The organism is Erythrobacter sp. JB1-15 (assembly GCF_057365035.1).
The window spans coordinates 2,775,135-2,792,608 of the sequence record NZ_CP200295.1 but is presented as its reverse complement, the minus strand read 5'-3'; the positions used below and the strand labels follow the sequence as shown (position 1 = coordinate 2,792,608).

The window sequence follows — 17,474 nt, the reverse complement described above, 5'->3', positions numbered from 1 at the left end:
CTATCAATCCGGTTTTTTCGCCACGCCCACCATGGCCGGGCGCAGCAGGCGGTCTTTGATTGTCCAACCGGGCTGCATTTCCTGAATCACAGTGCCCGGCTCATGCTCTTCGGTGGGCACTTCCATCATGGCCTGATGGTGATTGGGATCAAGCGGCAGGCCCATGGCCGGCACGCGTTCGATGCCGTGGCCTTTGAACACTTTTTCAAGCTCACGCTTGGTCGCCTCAATCCCTGTGACCAGACCTTTCATCTTGTCATCTTCACGCAGGCTATCAGGTATCGCATCCACTGCGCGTGACAGGTTGTCAGCAACGCTCAGAATATCGCGGGCAAAGCTGGTTGCAGCATAATTGCGCGCATCGGTGATTTCTTTTTCCATTCGGCGGCGCACATTTTGCGTTTCAGCCTTGGCATAAAGAACATCCTGCTTGGCCGCTTCGAGATCGCCGCGCAGGCTTTCCAATGCTTCATCCAGGCTATCAGCGTCTTCATCATCGCTGCCGTGATCCAGCAATTCTTCGGGCACGCCTTCCAATTCGTCAGGCACGGGCTCACAAGAAGGTTTGTCGATATGTTCCATAAAGCCTTAGCGATCCGGTCTAAAAGTTTGCGTTATTTGATAAGTCGGCCCAGTGTTCGGGCCGTTAAATCTACCATGGGCACGACACGCGCATAATTCAAGCGAGTGGGGCCAATCACGCCCAAGACACCCACAACTCTCTCTTCGCTGTCATAATAGGGCGATGCAATTACGGAAGAACCCGAAAGGCCGAACAAACGGTTTTCGCTGCCGATGTAAATTTGCGTGGCATCTGCGCCGCGCGCGCTTTCCAAAAGGCTGGCGACTGATTGTTTATCTTCCAGATCATCGAGGAGCGATCGGACCCGTTCGATATCATCCAGCGCCGCTTCATCCAGTAGATTGGCCGCCCCGCGCACGATCAGAACCGGGCGCGCATTGGCGTCTTCGCTCCACACGGCAAGGCCGCGCTCCACCAGATCGCGGCTGGCATCATCAAGTTGGCTTTCGCCTGCGCTTATCTCGGATCGCATGGCCTGTTCGGCATCGGCCAAGGTTCGCCCGGCCAACCTTGCGGTGATGTAATTGCTGGCCTGTTCCAGCGCGCTTGGCGGCAATTGCGCCGCCACTTCGATGACGCGGTTTTCCACGCTGCCATCTTCGCCCACCAGCACAGCGAGCGCTTTATCTGCGCCCAAAGGCACAAGATTAAATTGCGTCAAGCGCACCTCGCGCGTGGGCACCATCACCATCCCGGCAGCGCCCGACAGGTCTGACAAAAGCGAACTGGCCTGTTCCAGCGCCGCCTCAATCGGACCAGCAGCGCCAAGGCGGCTTTCGATTTGATCGCGCAATTGAGCGGTGGGCTGATTGACCCGCATCATCCCATCGACAAATATACGCAGGCCCGCATCGGTAGGCCTGCGCCCCGCGCTCGTATGCGGCGATTCCAATAGGCCAGCGCCTTCTAAATCCGCCAGAACCGACCGGATCGAGGCAGGCGACAGATTAAGCGCGCCATCTGCGGCCAGCGTTTTGGAGCCGACCGGCTGGCCGTTATCAATATACCCCTCAACCACGCGGCGAAAGATTTCGCGCGCGCGCTCGGTCATTTCGGTGATGGGCAGAATGGTGGGCATATCGCTCATGATCCCAATCTAATTGTTTTTGCCAATTCGCAAAACCTTGCAGCCCGGATTGTTCCCAGCCAAACCGCGCATCAGACAGAATCATCCCCTTTTAAGGAACCGAAACCCATGCGACCTTCTGGACGCGCGCCTGATGAAATGCGCGCTATCACGATTGAAACCGGATTTACCAAACACGCCGAAGGGTCATGCCTTATCAGCTTTGGCGATACGCGCGTTTTGTGCACTGCCAGCGTTGAAGAGCGCATCCCGCCATGGCTGCGCGGCAAAGGCGAAGGGTGGGTGACGGGCGAATATTCCATGCTGCCCCGCGCAACCCACACACGCGGCAGCCGCGAGGCAGCGCGCGGTAAGCAATCGGGCCGCACTCAGGAAATTCAGCGTCTGATCGGGCGATCCTTGCGCGCGGTTGTTGACCTTAAGAAACTGGGCGAGCGCCAGATTACGCTCGATTGCGATGTCATTCAGGCCGATGGCGGCACGCGCACCGCGTCCATTTCGGGCGCATGGGTGGCGCTGCGTCTGGCGGTCAATTCGCTTATGGCATCGGGCGATCTGAAAGAAGACCCGATCACTGCGCAAGTCGCCGCAATATCCTGCGGGATCTATAAAGGCACTCCCGTGCTCGATCTGGATTACCCTGAAGACAGCGATGCGGATGCGGATGCCAATTTCGTGCTGATTTCAGGCGGTCAGATCGCCGAAGTGCAAGCCACCGCAGAAGGCGCGACCTATGACGAAGAAGGCCTTTTGCGCTTGCTCCGTCTCGCCAATATTGGCTGCGATGGGATCTTTAAGGCGCAATTGGACGCGGTGAAGTAAGCTGTGCAATCTCCCGTCTTGATAAAGCTGAGCGAGGCAGATCATACGGCCTTTCACAAGCTTCATTGGCGGGGACAATCAGGGCGGCTTGCGATTGCAGCCGTCCTGATCGCGGCGGCTGCAGCGCTGTTTGGCGTTGCCGGGGAAGCCGCTTTCATGAGGCGATTGTGCCCGTTCTTGTCGGCATATTGGCAGGGGCCGTCTTTTGGGCGCTTTATTACCTGGTGATCTTACCCGCTCAATCGCGCAAGATATTCGGCGAAACAGCCTTTCTGCAAGAAGAGCAGCGATGGTCATTGCTGTCTGATGGCGTCGAAATCGCTCAATCCAGCGGGAACGCCCGCGTTCTTTGGGCCAACATTGTCCGCTGGAACGAAGATGAACATGTCTTTGTGTGCTATGCCAACCGCATGTTGGGCTACATCATTCCAAAACGGCGCGTCGATCCGGTCTTTATCGACCACATTCGGGCCGCGCTTATCGAAAGCGGACTGCACGAGAAACGGACAATGCGAAAATGACACGCAAACTGGGCGGCGGATCGCTGGTGATAGCGACGCATAATGCGGGCAAGCTGAAAGAGATATCGGCCTTGCTTGGCCCTTATGGGATGGAATGTCTGTCCGCAGGCGCTTTGGGCCTGCCAGAGCCTGCGGAAACCGGCACGACCTTTATCGAGAACGCTCTAATCAAAGCGCGCGCCGCAGCTGAAGCCTCACAATTGCCCGCGCTGGCCGATGATAGCGGGCTCGCCGTCGCAGCTTTAGGCGGGCGCCCCGGTGTCTACACCGCCGATTGGGCAGAGCGGCAGCATTTCGAAGGCGATCCGGGACGCGATTGGTACATGGCGATGGGCAAGGTTGAAGGGATGCTGCAAGAGCTTGGCCCTGATACAGACCGCTCCGCTGCATTTCACTGTGTGCTCGCGATTTGCTGGCCCGATGGGGAGCATCACGTGTTCGAAGGAACATGCCCCGGCACTCTCACCTGGCCCCCGCGCGGGCAATTGGGATTTGGCTATGATCCAGTGTTTGTGCCCACAGGCGCAGGCCAGACCTTCGCCGAGATTGAGCCAGCGGCCAAACACGCCATCAGCCACCGCGCCGATGCGTTTGCGAAACTGGTCGCGCATCAATTTGGCTGAAAGCTAGCCCAGCGCGTCAACTCAGCGCGCTAATAGGCGAATTGCCCAGTAACATTGCCCGGCGGCGCATAGCGGCATACCAGATAATCGCGCCCCGTTCCGGTAGCGACCCCGCAGCCCAATCGCGTGGTGTTGCGCCAGATGATCTGGGTGTAGTGCCCGACATCGGCCCAATTGCCCGTGCTGCTGACCTGCGGGAATGCGGCGTGGATGTAATATTGCTTCTCATCAATCCAGCCAGCGGCCATCACTTCGTAGGAAAATGCGCCCGCTGTACCGGCCCACAGGTTTTCGCCCTGGCCTTGCCGCGTGTTTCCGGGACTGTGCTCAAACCGCCCTGTGCGCGCCAGTTCCTCTGCATAGGCAAGCGCCTGATCGCTCAAATCCTGATCGAGCACCAAATCGGGCACACCCACTTCTGCGCGCGCATCATTGTGCGCCGCCAGCATAACGGCGAGCATCTGGTTCTGACGCCCTGATGCTGTCCCTTGCGTAGGAGTGGGCGTCGGCGTGGGAGAAGGCGATGCGGACGGTGTTGGCGATGGAGTCGGCGAAGGCGATGGGCTGGGCGACGGTGTCGGTCCGGGCCCGGCAATCGCTGCGCCAGCAGAGGATGCGCCATCCCCTCCCCCGCAAGCCACCATCATGGGAACCAAAGCAATTGCCAAAGCGCGCCGCACGCCTGCGCCAAAATGTGTGTTTTTCATACGTCCCGTCTTCTTTAATTTATTTGCCGAAACCTAGGCAAAAAGGGTTACCGCCGCCTTAGCAAATGCGCCTTCCCCCGCAGGTTAGCGGCAAGGTGTGGCCATTTCCGGCTGAACGGGCCTATGACAGGCCCAATGGCACGCGCGCTTTATATCCACTGGCCCTTTTGCGAAAAGAAATGCCCCTATTGCGACTTTAACTCGCATGTCCGTGCTGATGTGGATGTGGCGGCGTGGCAGGCCGCTTTGATCGCGGATATGCGCGCAGAGGCGAGCGCGGCAGACACCAGCGCGCCGCTGACCTCGGTGTTTTTTGGCGGCGGCACACCGTCGCTGATGCCGCCGGCATTGGTTGGGGCCTTGCTGGGGGAGGCTGAGACGCTTTGGGGATTTGCGCCCGATATTGAGATCACTTTGGAAGCGAACCCTTCCTCGGTCGAGGCGGGCCGCTTTGCCGATCTTTCCGCTTGCGGGATTGGCCGCGTATCGCTGGGCGTGCAATCCTTGGAGGATGAGGCGCTGCAATGGCTGGGCCGATTGCACAGCGCAGGCGAAGCTTTGGCCGCGCTTGAAACGGCGCAGGCGTGTTTTGACAGGGTCAGCTTTGATCTCATCTATGCCCTGCCCGATCAAACAGCGCAGGCGTGGGAAGCGCAACTGGCGCGCGCGCTGTCTTTTGGGACAGGGCATCTCTCGCTTTACCAGCTGACGATTGAGCCTTCGACCCGGTTTGAAACCGATGTGCTGCGCGGCGTTTTCGCGCCGCTTGATGCAGACCGGGCCGCCGATCTGTTTGCGATCACACAGGACTTTACCGTGGCGGCGGGCCTGCCAGCTTATGAGACCAGCAATCACGCGCGCGGCGGCGAGGAAAGCCGCCATAACCTGACCTATTGGCGGTATCAGGATTATTGCGGCATTGGCCCCGGCGCGCATGGGCGGCGCGCGGGCGCTGCGACGGTGCGGCACAAAAAGCCGGAAAATTACCTGCGCGCGGTGACACAACGCGGCCACGGCATTGCCGAGCAGCGCCATCTGAGCGCGCGCGAACAGGCGAGTGAGGCTTTGCTGATGGGCCTGCGATTGGCGCAAGGCATAGATCTGGGCGCTTTGGCGGAAAGGTTCGGGATTGCGCCAGACCGCCTCATCAATCCGGGCAAAGCCGCGCTGTATGAAAAACAGGGCCTGATCTGGCGCGATGGCGAAAGCGATGGCCGCCGGTTGGGCGTGGCGCGCGATGGCAGGCCGCTGCTTGATGCGCTGCTGGCTGAGCTTGTCGCTGATGAATTGGTGTCCCCATGAGCAATTCAGACATGAGCACCGCACAAAGCATCGCTGGCATGTTGGAGGTGTGGACGCATCACCTCACCCATTCGCTGCGCCGGTCCCCGCACACCGTGCGCGCTTATGGGAATGCCGCGCGCAATCTGATCGCGCATTTCCAGTGCAAAGCGCTGACCGATATCGCCGCCATTGAAGCGCCTCAATTGCGCGCGTTCCTCGCTGCGCGCCGTGCGGGCGGTTTATCGAACGCCAGTGCCGCGCGCGAATTGTCGGCGGTGAAAGCCTTTATCGCTTTTGCCCGCGCTGAAACCGGCGACCCCGACCCCGCAGCCCCGCGAATGCGCGGACCGCGCCTCAAAAAAGGCCTGCCCCGCCCTGTCACTCCGGATGAGGCGGTGGGCCTTGCCGATCTGGTCGAGGGGGCAGCGGGAGAAGACTGGATCGGCGCGCGCGACCGTGCGGTGCTGCTGCTTATGTATGGCAGCGGGTTGCGAATAGCAGAGACATTGTCGTTGAAAGGCAGCGACGCGCCATTGGCAGAGACTCTGACCGTCACCGGAAAAGGCGGCAAACAGCGCATCGTCCCCGTTCTGCCCATCACCCGCCAGGCTGTGGCCGAATATGCCGAGGCCTGCCCCCTCCCCCTCGCGCCGGAAGAGGCGTTGTTTCGGGGAGCAAAAGGCGGGCCGCTCGCCGCAGGAATGGTACAAAAAGCGGTGGCCCGCGCTCGCACGGCGCTCGGCCTGCCCGATACAGCAACGCCGCACGCTCTGCGCCATTCCTTCGCGACGCACTTGCTGGGAGCGGGCGCGGATTTGCGGTCCTTGCAAGAATTGTTGGGGCATGCATCGCTTGGCTCGACGCAGATTTATACGAAGGTGGATGCCGCGAGCATGCTGGAGACATACCGGGGCGCGCATCCCCGGGCGAAGAAATCTTGAATGCAGATACACCAGGATGAACAGAGGTACATTATGGTGCGACTGACTAAGCGAGTGGCCGTAGCCCTCTTCGTAATTGGCTTGGTCTCATTCTTTGGACCAATCCTCGTTGCCGCAATCGCGACAACCATCGCTATCAATGCACCAGAGGACCCTTGGCCGACCCGAACAGAAGGCGATCGACTCGTCAGTGCCTACCGGGACCACGAGAAAAACCCAGCTATACTTTCCAGTCACCTTGCTCCGCCCGATGGCGAGGAGTGTGGATATGAGCCATCAGAGTTGTTTCCAAAGAGTGGATTTATTGAAGCAGCAAAAGAACAAAAGTTCACTCATTACTGGGGTTATTTTATCCTTGATAGATGGCGCGGAGATTTTGAATGGGAAGCGTTCAATTCTAGAATTTCTTTGGAACTCGACGAAAGTGTTAGCCAATTTCAGCTTGGCTTTCTGCGAAGGTGCATAACAACAACCTTAGCGCGGGACATTTGCATGTCGCAGGTCGAGGAATTGATCCACTCTTCTGCCGACAACATCACCCGTAACTACGAAGGAACCGAGTCGATACACCCTGGCACAACCAATGACGTAGTCTGCTTGTATGCTGACGGCGTCGCGGCAAGAATTGGCATTCCATTGCAATCTAAGGATCAGAAGTAAGCCTCGATTATTAGTCGGCCTCTAAACCAACCCGCCCCTCAATAGCATCCCAGATCATCCCCGCCACATCGCTGCCGTCAAACTCCGATATCGCCACGATCCCCGTGGGCGAAGTCACATTGATCTCGGTCAGCCATTTGCCGCCGATTACGTCGATGCCGACAAAGGTTAGCCCCAAGCGTTTCAGTTCCGGCCCCATTGCGGCGCAGATTTCCGCCTCGCGCTCCGTCAAGCCCGTCGCCTCGGCGCTGCCGCCCATCGCAAGGTTTGAGCGAAACTCACCCTCGCCCGGAATGCGGTTGATTGCGCCTGCCACTTCGCCGTCCACCAGCACGATGCGTTTGTCGCCTTCTGCCACTTCGGGAAGGAAAGGCTGCACCATGTGCGGTTCGGGCCAGGTCTGATTGAACACCTCGAACAGGGCTGTCAGGTTCTCGCCGTTTTCGGGCACGCGAAAGATGGCTTTGCCGCCATTGCCGTGAATGGGTTTGACCACCACCGCGCCGTGGCTTTCCATAAAGCGTTTCACTTCATCAGGGGACCGGGTGACGAGCGTTGGCGGCATAAACTGGCGGTAATTCAGCACCATCACCTTTTCCGGCGCATTGCGGACATTGGCAGGGTCATTCACCACCAAAGTTTCACCCTGAATGCGTTCAAGCAGGTGCGTCGCGGTGATATAGCCCATGTGAAAGGGCGGATCCTGCCGCATCAGGATCACATCAATATCGCGCCCCAGATCGAGCCGCTGGCGCGCCCCAATTTTCACGTGATCGCCCTCGACCCGCTGCACGCTCACCGGCGCGCATTCGGCATAGAGGCGGTCATCCGCATCCAGCGTCAGGCTTTCGACGTGGTACTCATATAAAGTGTGCCCGCGTTCCTGCGCGGCCAGCATTAGCGCGAACGAGCTGTCGCCTTTGATATTGATATCTTCAATGGGGTCCATTTGGACCGCGATGCGCAGGCTCATGCAAACTCCTTAAGGCATCCAAGCGTTTTCGATGTGGCGCGGGCGGGTGCCGGGCGCAAGCAGCAATACGTCGATTGTTATGTCATCCATAGGCGCTGCATACTCATGAGCGACCAATTCCACCGCCGCAGCAACTCTGCTCAATCGCTTTTCATCAATCGCATCGGCAAGGTTTGCGGCGCGTTTGCGCCATTTGACTTCAAAGAAACCGGTTATGCCGGGCTTTGCCGCGATCAGATCAATTTCGCCAAGCTTGGTCTTCACCCGCTGGGCCACGACGCGCCAGCCCTGCTGCATCAGCCATTGCGCCGCCTCAGCTTCAGCATCGCGGCCCTTTTGATCAGCGATAACGCGTTTGGGATCGGTCATGATTTTAACTCAACCGCGCGGGCATAGAGCGTCTGGCGGTCGGTCCCTGTGGCTTTGGCAACCTGGCCTGCTGCTTTGCTGGGGCTCATCTGCGTGAGAGCATCGCGCAGCATCGCATCGGTGTCATGCGCGGTTTCCTCTGCCACAGGCGGGCCGACCATGAGCACAATCTCCCCTTTGGGCGGGTGCGCGGTGTAATGTTTGGCGAGAGTTTCAGCGGTGCCTGTGCGGCATTCCTCGTGCAGCTTGGTCAATTCGCGCCCCACGGCAATGGCGCGCGTAGGCCAAAGCGCGGCGAGCAAATCCAGACTGCGCACCAGTCGCGGGCCGGTTTCGTAAAATATGACAGTGCCGGAAAAGTCTGCAAAGTCTGCCAGCATATCGGATTTTGCCTTGTCCTTGACTGGCAGAAAACCGGCAAAGGCAAACCGATCCGTGGACAGGCCCGATATGGTCAATCCGGCGATTGCGGCTGAAACTCCGGGCACGGCAATCACATTGATCCCGGCAGCGCGCGCCTCGCTCACCAATCTGTAACCCGGATCAGAAATCAGCGGAGTGCCCGCATCACTCACCAAAGCAATCGCCTCTGACCGTGCCCGGTCCAGCAATTGCGCACGGTTTTCATCAGAGGCATGATCGTCATAGCGAACCAACTGATTTTTCAGACCGAGATGCCCCATAAGTCTGGCAGTGACGCGCGTATCCTCGCACGCAATAGCATCGCAGCGCCTCAACACATCGACAGCGCGCATCGTTATATCGCCTAGATTGCCAATCGGCGTTGCGACAATATAAAGGCCCTGATCCAAGGGTTCGTAAAAAGCTGATTCAGGCCTTGTGGGTTTGGCGGTATTGGTCACAAGACGGGCAATGAAGCAGCAAATGGGGGTCGGCAAGAATGAAACGCATGATTTTAAGCAAAATGAGCCGCGGTGCAGCGGCATTGGCGCTTGGCGCGGTGGCGCTTGCCGGGTGCAGCGTTATTCCCAAAACAACTGTGGATACGCCGCCGCCTGTCGCAGCGCCGACCCCGCAGCCGACCACCGGCCTGCCTACAGATGCAACGCGCCACCGGATTGCACTGCTGCTGCCAACATCGGGCAACACATCAGAAGTGGGCCAATCGCTCGCCAATGCGACCACGATGGCGCTGCTTGATACCAATGCGAACAATCTGCGCATCACCACCTATGACACCGCCAAAGGCGCAGGCGCAGCGGCGCGTCAGGCGATTGCCGATGGCAACAAACTGATCCTTGGCCCGCTGCTGGCAGGCAATGTGCCCGCAGTGCAAGCCGCCGCCCGGCCTGCGCGCGTGCCCGCGATTGCCTTTTCCAACGATGCCACTGTCGCCAGCGCGGATGTGTTTGTGATGGGGCATATCCCCGAACAATCCATTCGCCGCACGGTCCGCTATGCCCGCGCGCGCGGGTCCAATCGGTTCTCGGCCCTTGTGCCGCAGGGTGCTTACGGCCAGCGGTCTTACAGCGCGCTGCAAAACGCTTTGCGCGATTATGGCGGCGTTCTGGTGTCGAATGAAAGCTATGCCCGCGGCAACACCTCTATCGTCAGCGCGGCCCAGCGTCTGCGCACCAAAGGGGGATATGACACGGTTCTAATCGCCGATGGCGCGCGCCTGGCGGTGCAGGCGGCAGGCGAGCTTAAATCAAGCGGGGCAACCGGCACCCGCATTCTTGGCACCGAATTGTGGAGCGGCGAATCCGAACTCACCCAGTCCGCCATGATCGAAGGGGCGCTGTTTTCTGCCGTCTCTGATGGCCGTTTCCGCCGTTTTGCTGACAGTTACGAACAGCGCTTTGGCGCAAAGCCTTATCGGATCGCGACATTGGGGTACGATTCTGTCCTATTGACCCTGCGCGTGGCGCGCGATTGGCGCGTGGGGGACGATTTTCCCAAATCCAAGCTGTTTGATCGCGGCGGATTTCTGGGGGTCGATGGCGCTTTCCGCTTTGGCGCAAACGGCATTGCCGAACGCGCTTTGGAAGTGCGCGAGGTGCAATCGGGCGGCGTTGTCCGCGTGGATGCGGCCCCTTCCAGCTTTTCACGCTGATTGGCACCCTCCGCACAAGCGCGCAGAGTTGCGCATAAGGCACCGCCCCACCTTGTGACATCGGACACGCGCTGCCTATATCAGCGCCATGTCCGATGATCTGTTTGATGGCACGCCTGCCTCCTCCGGCGATTACGATAGCTCCTCGATCGAGGTTCTCGAAGGGTTAGAGCCCGTCCGCCGCCGCCCCGGCATGTATATTGGGGGGACCGATGATCGCGCGCTGCATCACCTTGCAGCAGAAGTTCTCGACAATGCCATGGACGAAGCGGTCGCGGGCCATGCTTCGCGGATTGAGATGCGATTGGAGGAAGGCAACAGGCTTTCCATTGCCGATAATGGCCGCGGCATTCCGGTGGATGAGCACCCCAAATTTCCGGGCAAATCCACGCTCGAAGTGATCCTTTCCACCCTGCATTCGGGCGGCAAGTTTTCGGGCAAAGCCTATGCCACCAGCGGCGGCCTGCACGGTGTGGGGGTGAGCGTAGTCAACGCTCTATCCTCCGACACCCGCGTCGAAGTCGCGCGCGACAAGAAACTCTATGCGCAAAGCTTTTCCAAAGGCCAGACGCTGGGCAAGATTGAGGAATTGGGCGCAGCGCCCAACAGGCGCGGCACCACGGTCACTTTTACTCCCGATACCGAGATATTCGGCGACCGCGCGTTCAAACCGCACCGATTGTTCAAGCTTGCCCGGTCCAAGGCGTATTTGTTTGCAGGAGTCGAAATCCGCTGGAAATGCGCCGACAGCTTAGCCTCAGACGATGTTCCGGCAGAGGCGGTGTTTAAATTCCCCGGCGGGCTGGCCGATCATCTCAAAGAACAAATCGGCGGGCGCGAATGCGTCACAGCAGAGCCGTTCACCGGCAATCAGGAATTTCCGGAAGCCGATGGCATCGTGCAAGGCCGGGTCGAATGGGCGATTGCCTGGCCGCTTTTCTCCGATGGTTCGACCAGCTGGTATTGCAACACCGTCCCCACTCCTGATGGCGGCACGCATGAACAGGGCCTTCGCGGGGCTTTGACCAAGGGTTTGCGCGCCTTTGGCGAACTCACCGGCACCAAAAAAGCCAAGGATATCACCGCCGATGATGTGATGACCGGGTGCGAAGTGATGCTGAGCGTATTTATCCGCGATCCGCAATTTCAGTCGCAAACCAAAGACCGGCTCACCTCGCCCGAGGCCAATCGCCTTGTTGAAAACGCGGTACGCGATCACTTTGACCACTTCCTCACCGACAATATGGACCGGGGCAAAGCGCTGCTGGGCGAAGTGATGGAGCGCATGGATGAACGCCTGCGCCGCAAGCAGGAACGCGAGATCAAGCGCAAGACCGCGACCAATGCGAAAAAACTGCGCTTGCCCGGTAAGCTCACCGATTGTTCGGGCGAAACCGATGGCGAAACCGAATTGTTTATTGTTGAGGGGGATTCGGCTGGCGGCAGCGCCAAACAGGCGCGCAATCGCAAGACGCAGGCGATCCTGCCGATCCGGGGCAAGATCCTCAATGTCGCCAGCGCCACTGCCGATAAAATCCGCGCCAATTCCGAAATTGCCGATCTCGCGCTCGCGCTGGGATGCGGGACGCGCAAGGAATGCGATGCGGAAAATCTGCGCTATGACAGGGTCATCATTATGACTGATGCCGATGTCGATGGCGCGCATATCGCAACTTTGCTGATGACATTCTTCTTTCAGGAAATGCCTGATCTGGTGCGTAAGGGGCACCTGTTCCTCGCCCAGCCCCCGCTCTACCGCCTGACCGCTGGGAAAGAGAGCCGCTATGCCGCCGATGATGCGCACCGTGCAGAGCTGGAGGCGACCGTGTTTAAAGGCAAAAAGGTCGAGGTTGGCCGGTTCAAAGGCCTTGGCGAAATGAACCCGGCACAGCTTCGCGAAACCACGATGAACCCTGACACGCGCAGCCTTATCCGCATCACCCTGCCCGCCGAATTTGAAGACCGCGCAAGCGTTAAAGTGCTGGTCGATCAGCTCATGGGCCGCAATCCTGAACACCGTTTCAACTTCATCCAAAACCACGCAAGCGATGTGGACCGCGAAATGATCGACGCATGATGTTGGCGCGATTGGCTATGTTGGCGGCGCTGTTTTCTGCTTCTGCGCAAGCGGAAGATATCAATGTTTCCTACCCGTTTGAGCGTTTCGAGGGCAGTTGGACGTTAAAAGACGACCAGTTCCAGCAGGTCTGGGACGGTGAGACGCTCCAGACACTTTCCATTCCTGGCCACCGCACAGACTGCGCGCGGGTAAACACCGACATGTCGATTTTGTGCCAGGTCGACGCAGTCGATTTCAAAGGCCACATATTGTGGGCAGTCAATGGCGAGAGCGGCGAGGTTTTTCATCTTTCCCACTTCGGCACCTCGCGCCTTGGTGATGGTGTAGGCAGCATTGATGCGGGCGGCAATTTGACGCTCAGCATACGGTTCTCTGATGAACCAGAAGGAACGTACCGGATTTACAGATACACTTGGCTTTCTCAAGACACCTATGAGATGATGTCGACACAGTTCGCTGCAAATGGCGAGGCCACCGGCAATTGGTATGGCGGCACGTTTGTAAGGATCGAAGACAGCACGGAATGACCGACCGGAAAATCCCCAATCCGCGCGAAGAGGACATTATGGCAGGCGACCGCCGTCTGTCGCGGCCCGATAGCTCGCTGCCGGATTGGGAAATGCCCGATACCGCCTACCGGCCCGTTCCGATTGTGTGGTTCACAGGCGCATTTCTGCTCCATTTCGTAGTCGCCAGCACATTGCTCGTCATCACGATCAATCAGGCCGATTGGGTGCCGGTTGCCCTCACGGCGCTGTCGGGCGGAGCGGTGCTGAAATGGACATGGGATCGCGGGATGCATTCCGCTGGCCGGGGCTGGAAAGTGGCAACCGTTTTGGCGCTGGCTATGAATACGCTATTCGTGACGGCCGCTGCTCTTTCGGTCTAATTCAGGAGGTATCTATGCGCCCCATCTGTCTGATCGCAGCGGGTCTGGCGCTGCTTCACGCCCCATTTCACACCCCCTTCTGGCTCAAGACAATTCGGCTGAGGCGGCCGGAGTTGAAGAACGCAGCCTAATCGAATTTCGCGCGGTTCAGGTGATCGCCATGATCAATGGCGAGGTGGAGCCCGAAGCGGTGCTTTCGGATGAATTTCTCGCTGCAATCCCTGCCAATCAGATCAAATCCTTCGCGCAGAATTTGGTAGCGCAATATGGCGCTGCTCTGTCGGTTGAAACGCTCGCTCCCAAAACCGGCACCCGCTCGGTTTACGAAGTGCGATTTGAACGCGGCATCGCCAAAGGGGGATTGGCGATCGACGCGGATGAGCCGGGCAAAGTCAGCGAGCTTGTCTTCAGAACCATCGAACCGATCAGCGCGGACGGCGACACGACCGAGAAAATCGCAGCAGACCTTGCCGCCCTGCCCGGCACGGTCAGCGCCTATTTCGGCCCGCTTGATGGCCATGATGCCGCGCTGGCCATCAACACCGATACACCGCTCGGATTGGGGTCCACTTTCAAGTTTTACGTGCTCGCAAAGCTGGGCAAACAGGTGGCCCAAGGGCAGCGATCGTGGGATGATACAGTCCCGCTTTCGGTGCAAAGCTATCCCAGCGGCATGATGCAGGATTGGCCGCAGGGCGCGCCTGTAACGCTGCACACATTGGCCAGCCTGATGATATCAATCAGCGACAACACGGCAACCGATCAGCTCATTCAGGTTTTGGGCCGGGATAATGTGTTCGGTGCAATGCAAGCGAGCGGCCATACAGCCCCGCATTTGAGCGCGCCGTTTATGACCACGCGCGAATTGTTTCTGCTGAAAGGCGGTGATCCTGCACGGCTTGCGGCCTATGCCAGCGGTTCGCCTGAAGATCGGCTCGCAATCCTAGAGCGACTTGAAACCAATGCCCCCAGCGATGAAGCGATTTCGGCGGCCTTTGCTGGTGATCCGGTGCGCATTGATGTGGAATGGCTTGCCAGCGCGCAGGATCTGCTTGGCCTCATGCGCTATATGCGCGCCGAAGCTGATCCGCAGGTGTTCGAAATCATGGCAATCAACAAAGGCATTGGCGATGAATATCTGCGCGAGTGGGCATTTGCGGGCTATAAAGGCGGCTCAGAACCCGGCGTGCGCAATCTGACATGGCTGCTCACCGATAGAGATGGCGTGGACCACGTCCTGACTTTGGGTTGGAACAATCCCGATGCGGATATGGACACGCAGGAATTGATGACCTTTGCGCAGCGGCTTCTGACGCTTCCCCGCTAAGCGTGTCATGACCCAAGCGCCCTTTCGTGCTCCCATACTAAAACACTAGCTCTGCCCCCCTTGCGCACCGAAGGCTCGCCGCTTATCGGTTGGGCAAGCAAATTAAGTCTCATAGGAAAACTCATGGCCGATACCCGTTTCGAAGGCACCAGCAATTATATCGCAACCGATGATCTGAAAGTCGCGGTGAACGCCGCTGTCACTTTGCGTCGGCCTTTGCTGGTGAAAGGCGAGCCGGGGACAGGCAAAACCGTGCTGGCGCATGAGATTTCAAAAGCGCTTGGCGCGCCGATGATCGAATGGAACATCAAGTCCTCAACGAAGGCTCAGCAGGGCCTGTATGAATATGACGCGGTGGCGCGTCTGCGCGATGGGCAGCTGGGCGAAGAGCGCGTTCACGATATTCGCAATTACATCAAAAAGGGCAAATTGTGGGAAGCTTTTACCAGCGAAAAGCTGCCCGTCCTGCTGATTGATGAGATCGACAAGGCCGATATCGAGTTTCCGAACGATTTGCTTCAGGAACTCGACCGGATGAGCTTTGACGTTTACGAAACGCAGGAGCGCATCGAGGCGAAAGAGCGGCCCATCGTTGTCATCACGTCCAACAATGAAAAGGAATTGCCCGACGCATTTCTGCGCCGCTGTTTCTTTCACTACATCAAATTTCCCGACCGCGACACGATGCAGTCGATCATTGATGTGCACTTCCCCGATATCCAGAAAACCCTGGTGAAAAAGGCGATGGATATTTTCTACGAGCTGCGCGAAGTGCCCGGCCTTAAGAAAAAGCCTTCGACCAGTGAATTGCTCGATTGGCTGAAATTGCTGCTCAATGAGGATATGCCGCTTGAGACATTGCAGGATGCCAATCCCAACAATGCAATCCCGCCTTTGCATGGCGCGCTGCTCAAAAATGAGCAGGATGTGATGATGTTTGAACGGCTGGCCTTTATGGCGCGCCGCAATCCCACCTAACGCGCAATCCCACCTGAGGCGCAATCACATCAGGTGGTCATACCCGCCGAGCATATAGGCGAGTTTCAGATCGCCCCATCGTTTGCCGGTGATAATCAGCGGAACATAGACACTGCGCACGATGAAATAGTGCTGGCCGTCGCCTTCCTGGCGAAACACGGACATCCGGTAAGGTGCGGTGCTTTGCAAGGCGGCCTTGTCGGCCTGGTCCATAACAATCCGGCCATTGCGGCAATAGCGCGTATCATGCGCCAGGTCCCCGGTGGGAGCCTGCGAGAATTGATCGATATGGGTTGGCATAAAACCGTTCATATCGGCGCACACCGTCGCAACGCAATCGTCAATGGAATTGGTCGTCTCATTGAGAACGGTGCGCCAGTTCAAATCTGCAAATTGCGAGAAGCGATTGGTGAAGCGTTCCGGCTTTGAATTGGGAACAGGCTGGTAATCATAGTCGAACAATTGCGCTATCGTGAGAGTGCCATCAGCGACCGCGTCTTCGGTCACTTCCACAATGCGGCGCGCGGTTTCCTGTGCGCGGTCAACCATTGCGCTATCGAGCGGGGACAGGCCGGACTGCACCAGCCCATCGAACATATCATTCGCAAGCGATTCCAGGTCATTGATCCGTCGCTGCGCATCGACCAGTTCGGCTTCATTGCTTTTGCTCGAGCTGTCAAAGCGTTCGAGCACGTCTTGCACCTCGATTACCCGGCCGCTGATCGTTCCGGTTGAGCGCGCGATCATATCGTTCTGCTTGTCAACTTCCTCTACAAGCTCGCCGACGCTGGTGATCGTGCTTTCGATCCGGGTCACCGATGCCTGCGCCTGATCCCTGACCAAAGCGCCCTGCTCTATCTGTCCAATGACAACCGCTGCCTCTTCGCCCAGCGCATCAATGGTCGTGGAGATTTCTTCAGTGGCATGGCGCGTATCATTGGCAAGGCTCTTCACTTCGTTTGCAACCACGGCAAATGTGCGCCCAGCATCGCCTGCGCGCATGGCTTCGATAGTGGCATTCAGCGCCAGAATATTGGTTGTCTCGGCAATATCTTCGATATCTTTGGCGCTGCGGCGAACCTGCTCCATCGCGGCGGAAAAACTGGTGACGTGTTTGCCCAAAGTCTCAACCAGAACAAGCAGCGATCCGATCTGGGCAAGCGAGGAATTGATCAGCGATGTGCCCTCACCCAATCGCTCAATCGCGCGTTCCGACAGCAGCCGCGCCTCGTCACTTGCTTCAGACACTTTGGCCTGATCCGCTTCGAGAGCGGTGACTGTGCCCTGCAGTTTCTGGTGCTCATCGCGCAACGCTTCCGATGACCGGATAACCGCCTCGACAATGCCCGCCACATCAGCGCAGCCAACTGTGACGGCCCCGCACTTTTCGGGGATGGTATCCAACGCGGATGCGTCAGTAGTGTCGATAGCGTCGTGTTTCATAATAGCAGCGTCCCCCGGTGTTTGCACAAGGTAACGCATATATGGTTAGCGAAGGTTTAAGGGTTCGCCTGAATATGGCGCGCAAAGGTCTGGTCAGCCCCTCGGTTCGCAGC

The 17,474-nt window shown here is 58.3% G+C and carries 19 protein-coding genes; 12 read left to right on the top strand and 7 right to left on the bottom strand.

Features of this window, described 5'->3' with window-relative positions:
- Window positions 1-3: 3 nt before the first annotated feature.
- Both grpE and hrcA read right to left on the bottom strand, forming a co-directional pair.
- On the bottom strand, window positions 4-582 hold the full coding sequence (grpE, locus tag AC0V6L_RS13490; RefSeq protein WP_486154702.1) for a nucleotide exchange factor GrpE: 579 nt from the start codon (window positions 580-582) through the stop codon (window positions 4-6).
- A 32-nt stretch (window positions 583-614) separates the two neighbouring features.
- Window positions 615-1,661, bottom strand: a complete 1,047-nt coding sequence (gene hrcA, locus AC0V6L_RS13485) for a heat-inducible transcriptional repressor HrcA (RefSeq protein WP_486155149.1) — start codon at window positions 1,659-1,661, stop codon at window positions 615-617.
- A gap of 117 nt (window positions 1,662-1,778) precedes the next feature.
- Between hrcA and rph the strand changes: the two genes are divergently transcribed.
- The 3 genes from rph (at window position 1,779) to rdgB (ending at window position 3,636) form a co-directional block, all read left to right on the top strand.
- Window positions 1,779-2,492 carry a ribonuclease PH gene (rph, locus tag AC0V6L_RS13480; RefSeq protein ID WP_486154701.1) on the top strand — a complete coding sequence of 238 codons (714 nt, stop codon included), beginning with the start codon at window positions 1,779-1,781 and terminating at the stop codon, window positions 2,490-2,492.
- Window positions 2,493-2,659: 167 nt separating this feature from the next.
- Window positions 2,660-3,013, top strand: a complete 354-nt coding sequence (locus AC0V6L_RS13475; RefSeq protein ID WP_486154700.1) for a YcxB family protein — start codon at window positions 2,660-2,662, stop codon at window positions 3,011-3,013.
- Window positions 3,010-3,636, top strand: a complete 627-nt coding sequence (rdgB, locus tag AC0V6L_RS13470) for an RdgB/HAM1 family non-canonical purine NTP pyrophosphatase (RefSeq protein ID WP_486154699.1) — start codon at window positions 3,010-3,012, stop codon at window positions 3,634-3,636. Before AC0V6L_RS13475 ends, rdgB begins: the two co-directional genes overlap by 4 nt.
- Window positions 3,637-3,665: 29 nt before the next feature.
- Here the strand turns inward: rdgB and AC0V6L_RS13465 are convergent, their stop codons facing one another.
- On the bottom strand, window positions 3,666-4,343 hold the full coding sequence (locus AC0V6L_RS13465; protein WP_486154698.1) for a CAP domain-containing protein: 678 nt from the start codon (window positions 4,341-4,343) through the stop codon (window positions 3,666-3,668).
- A 135-nt stretch (window positions 4,344-4,478) separates the two neighbouring features.
- On the opposite strand from AC0V6L_RS13465, the gene hemW reads away from it, so the two are divergent.
- The 3 genes from hemW to AC0V6L_RS13450 are packed head-to-tail and all read left to right on the top strand — an operon-like array spanning window position 4,479 to window position 7,228.
- Window positions 4,479-5,645, top strand: coding sequence for a radical SAM family heme chaperone HemW (gene hemW / locus AC0V6L_RS13460; protein WP_486154696.1), 1,167 nt, complete (start codon window positions 4,479-4,481; stop codon window positions 5,643-5,645).
- A gap of 11 nt (window positions 5,646-5,656) precedes the next feature.
- Window positions 5,657-6,568 (top strand): tyrosine recombinase XerC, encoded by a 912-nt coding sequence (locus tag AC0V6L_RS13455; protein ID WP_486154695.1) that lies wholly within the window; start codon window positions 5,657-5,659, stop codon window positions 6,566-6,568.
- A gap of 33 nt (window positions 6,569-6,601) precedes the next feature.
- A complete protein-coding gene (locus AC0V6L_RS13450; RefSeq protein ID WP_486154694.1) occupies window positions 6,602-7,228 on the top strand; it encodes a hypothetical protein in 627 nt (208 codons plus the stop codon).
- Between the two features lie 10 nt (window positions 7,229-7,238).
- On the opposite strand, the gene gshB is transcribed toward AC0V6L_RS13450, so the two are convergent.
- From gshB to rsmI, 3 genes are read right to left on the bottom strand one after another with little or no spacing between them, the layout of a single operon-like run.
- Window positions 7,239-8,201: a glutathione synthase gene (gene gshB / locus AC0V6L_RS13445; protein ID WP_486154693.1), complete on the bottom strand. Its 963-nt coding sequence runs from the start codon at window positions 8,199-8,201 to the stop codon at window positions 7,239-7,241.
- Window positions 8,202-8,210: 9 nt separating this feature from the next.
- Window positions 8,211-8,570: a YraN family protein gene (locus tag AC0V6L_RS13440; protein WP_486154692.1), complete on the bottom strand. Its 360-nt coding sequence runs from the start codon at window positions 8,568-8,570 to the stop codon at window positions 8,211-8,213.
- A complete protein-coding gene (gene rsmI / locus AC0V6L_RS13435; protein ID WP_486154691.1) occupies window positions 8,567-9,433 on the bottom strand; it encodes a 16S rRNA (cytidine(1402)-2'-O)-methyltransferase in 867 nt (288 codons plus the stop codon). The genes AC0V6L_RS13440 and rsmI overlap by 4 nt, the downstream gene beginning before the upstream one ends.
- A gap of 38 nt (window positions 9,434-9,471) precedes the next feature.
- Between rsmI and AC0V6L_RS13430 the strand changes: the two genes are divergently transcribed.
- The 6 genes from AC0V6L_RS13430 to AC0V6L_RS13405 all read left to right on the top strand — a co-directional run bounded on the left by AC0V6L_RS13430 (window position 9,472) and on the right by AC0V6L_RS13405 (window position 15,918).
- Window positions 9,472-10,644 (top strand): penicillin-binding protein activator, encoded by a 1,173-nt coding sequence (locus tag AC0V6L_RS13430; protein ID WP_486154690.1) that lies wholly within the window; start codon window positions 9,472-9,474, stop codon window positions 10,642-10,644.
- A gap of 88 nt (window positions 10,645-10,732) precedes the next feature.
- Window positions 10,733-12,721 carry a DNA topoisomerase IV subunit B gene (gene parE, locus AC0V6L_RS13425; RefSeq protein WP_486154689.1) on the top strand — a complete coding sequence of 663 codons (1,989 nt, stop codon included), beginning with the start codon at window positions 10,733-10,735 and terminating at the stop codon, window positions 12,719-12,721.
- On the top strand, window positions 12,718-13,251 hold the full coding sequence (locus tag AC0V6L_RS13420) for a hypothetical protein (RefSeq protein ID WP_486154688.1): 534 nt from the start codon (window positions 12,718-12,720) through the stop codon (window positions 13,249-13,251). Before parE ends, AC0V6L_RS13420 begins: the two co-directional genes overlap by 4 nt.
- Window positions 13,248-13,613: a hypothetical protein gene (locus AC0V6L_RS13415; RefSeq protein WP_486154687.1), complete on the top strand. Its 366-nt coding sequence runs from the start codon at window positions 13,248-13,250 to the stop codon at window positions 13,611-13,613. The genes AC0V6L_RS13420 and AC0V6L_RS13415 overlap by 4 nt, the downstream gene beginning before the upstream one ends.
- Before the next feature lie 160 nt (window positions 13,614-13,773).
- Window positions 13,774-14,940, top strand: a complete 1,167-nt coding sequence (locus AC0V6L_RS13410) for a serine hydrolase (RefSeq protein WP_486155148.1) — start codon at window positions 13,774-13,776, stop codon at window positions 14,938-14,940.
- Window positions 14,941-15,063: 123 nt separating this feature from the next.
- A complete protein-coding gene (locus AC0V6L_RS13405; RefSeq protein WP_486146125.1) occupies window positions 15,064-15,918 on the top strand; it encodes an AAA family ATPase in 855 nt (284 codons plus the stop codon).
- A gap of 24 nt (window positions 15,919-15,942) precedes the next feature.
- Here the strand turns inward: AC0V6L_RS13405 and AC0V6L_RS13400 are convergent, their stop codons facing one another.
- Entirely contained in the window at window positions 15,943-17,361 is a 1,419-nt protein-coding gene (locus tag AC0V6L_RS13400) for a methyl-accepting chemotaxis protein (RefSeq protein WP_486154686.1), read from the bottom strand.
- Window positions 17,362-17,474 lie beyond the last annotated feature (113 nt).

Coding starts and splice junctions, on each gene's coding strand:
- AC0V6L_RS13415 (WP_486154687.1), top strand. CDS start 13,248: ATGACCGACCGGAAAATCCCCAATCCGCGCGAAGAGGACATTATGGCA.
- AC0V6L_RS13450 (WP_486154694.1), top strand. CDS start 6,602: ATGGTGCGACTGACTAAGCGAGTGGCCGTAGCCCTCTTCGTAATTGGC.
- AC0V6L_RS13465 (WP_486154698.1), bottom strand. CDS start 4,343: ATGAAAAACACACATTTTGGCGCAGGCGTGCGGCGCGCTTTGGCAATT.
- rdgB (WP_486154699.1), top strand. CDS start 3,010: ATGACACGCAAACTGGGCGGCGGATCGCTGGTGATAGCGACGCATAAT.
- rph (WP_486154701.1), top strand. CDS start 1,779: ATGCGACCTTCTGGACGCGCGCCTGATGAAATGCGCGCTATCACGATT.
- AC0V6L_RS13430 (WP_486154690.1), top strand. CDS start 9,472: ATGAAACGCATGATTTTAAGCAAAATGAGCCGCGGTGCAGCGGCATTG.
- gshB (WP_486154693.1), bottom strand. CDS start 8,201: ATGAGCCTGCGCATCGCGGTCCAAATGGACCCCATTGAAGATATCAAT.
- grpE (WP_486154702.1), bottom strand. CDS start 582: ATGGAACATATCGACAAACCTTCTTGTGAGCCCGTGCCTGACGAATTG.
- hrcA (WP_486155149.1), bottom strand. CDS start 1,661: ATGCCCACCATTCTGCCCATCACCGAAATGACCGAGCGCGCGCGCGAA.
- AC0V6L_RS13405 (WP_486146125.1), top strand. CDS start 15,064: ATGGCCGATACCCGTTTCGAAGGCACCAGCAATTATATCGCAACCGAT.
- AC0V6L_RS13410 (WP_486155148.1), top strand. CDS start 13,774: ATGATCAATGGCGAGGTGGAGCCCGAAGCGGTGCTTTCGGATGAATTT.
- AC0V6L_RS13420 (WP_486154688.1), top strand. CDS start 12,718: ATGATGTTGGCGCGATTGGCTATGTTGGCGGCGCTGTTTTCTGCTTCT.
- hemW (WP_486154696.1), top strand. CDS start 4,479: ATGGCACGCGCGCTTTATATCCACTGGCCCTTTTGCGAAAAGAAATGC.
- AC0V6L_RS13440 (WP_486154692.1), bottom strand. CDS start 8,570: ATGACCGATCCCAAACGCGTTATCGCTGATCAAAAGGGCCGCGATGCT.
- parE (WP_486154689.1), top strand. CDS start 10,733: ATGTCCGATGATCTGTTTGATGGCACGCCTGCCTCCTCCGGCGATTAC.
- AC0V6L_RS13455 (WP_486154695.1), top strand. CDS start 5,657: ATGAGCACCGCACAAAGCATCGCTGGCATGTTGGAGGTGTGGACGCAT.
- AC0V6L_RS13400 (WP_486154686.1), bottom strand. CDS start 17,361: ATGAAACACGACGCTATCGACACTACTGACGCATCCGCGTTGGATACC.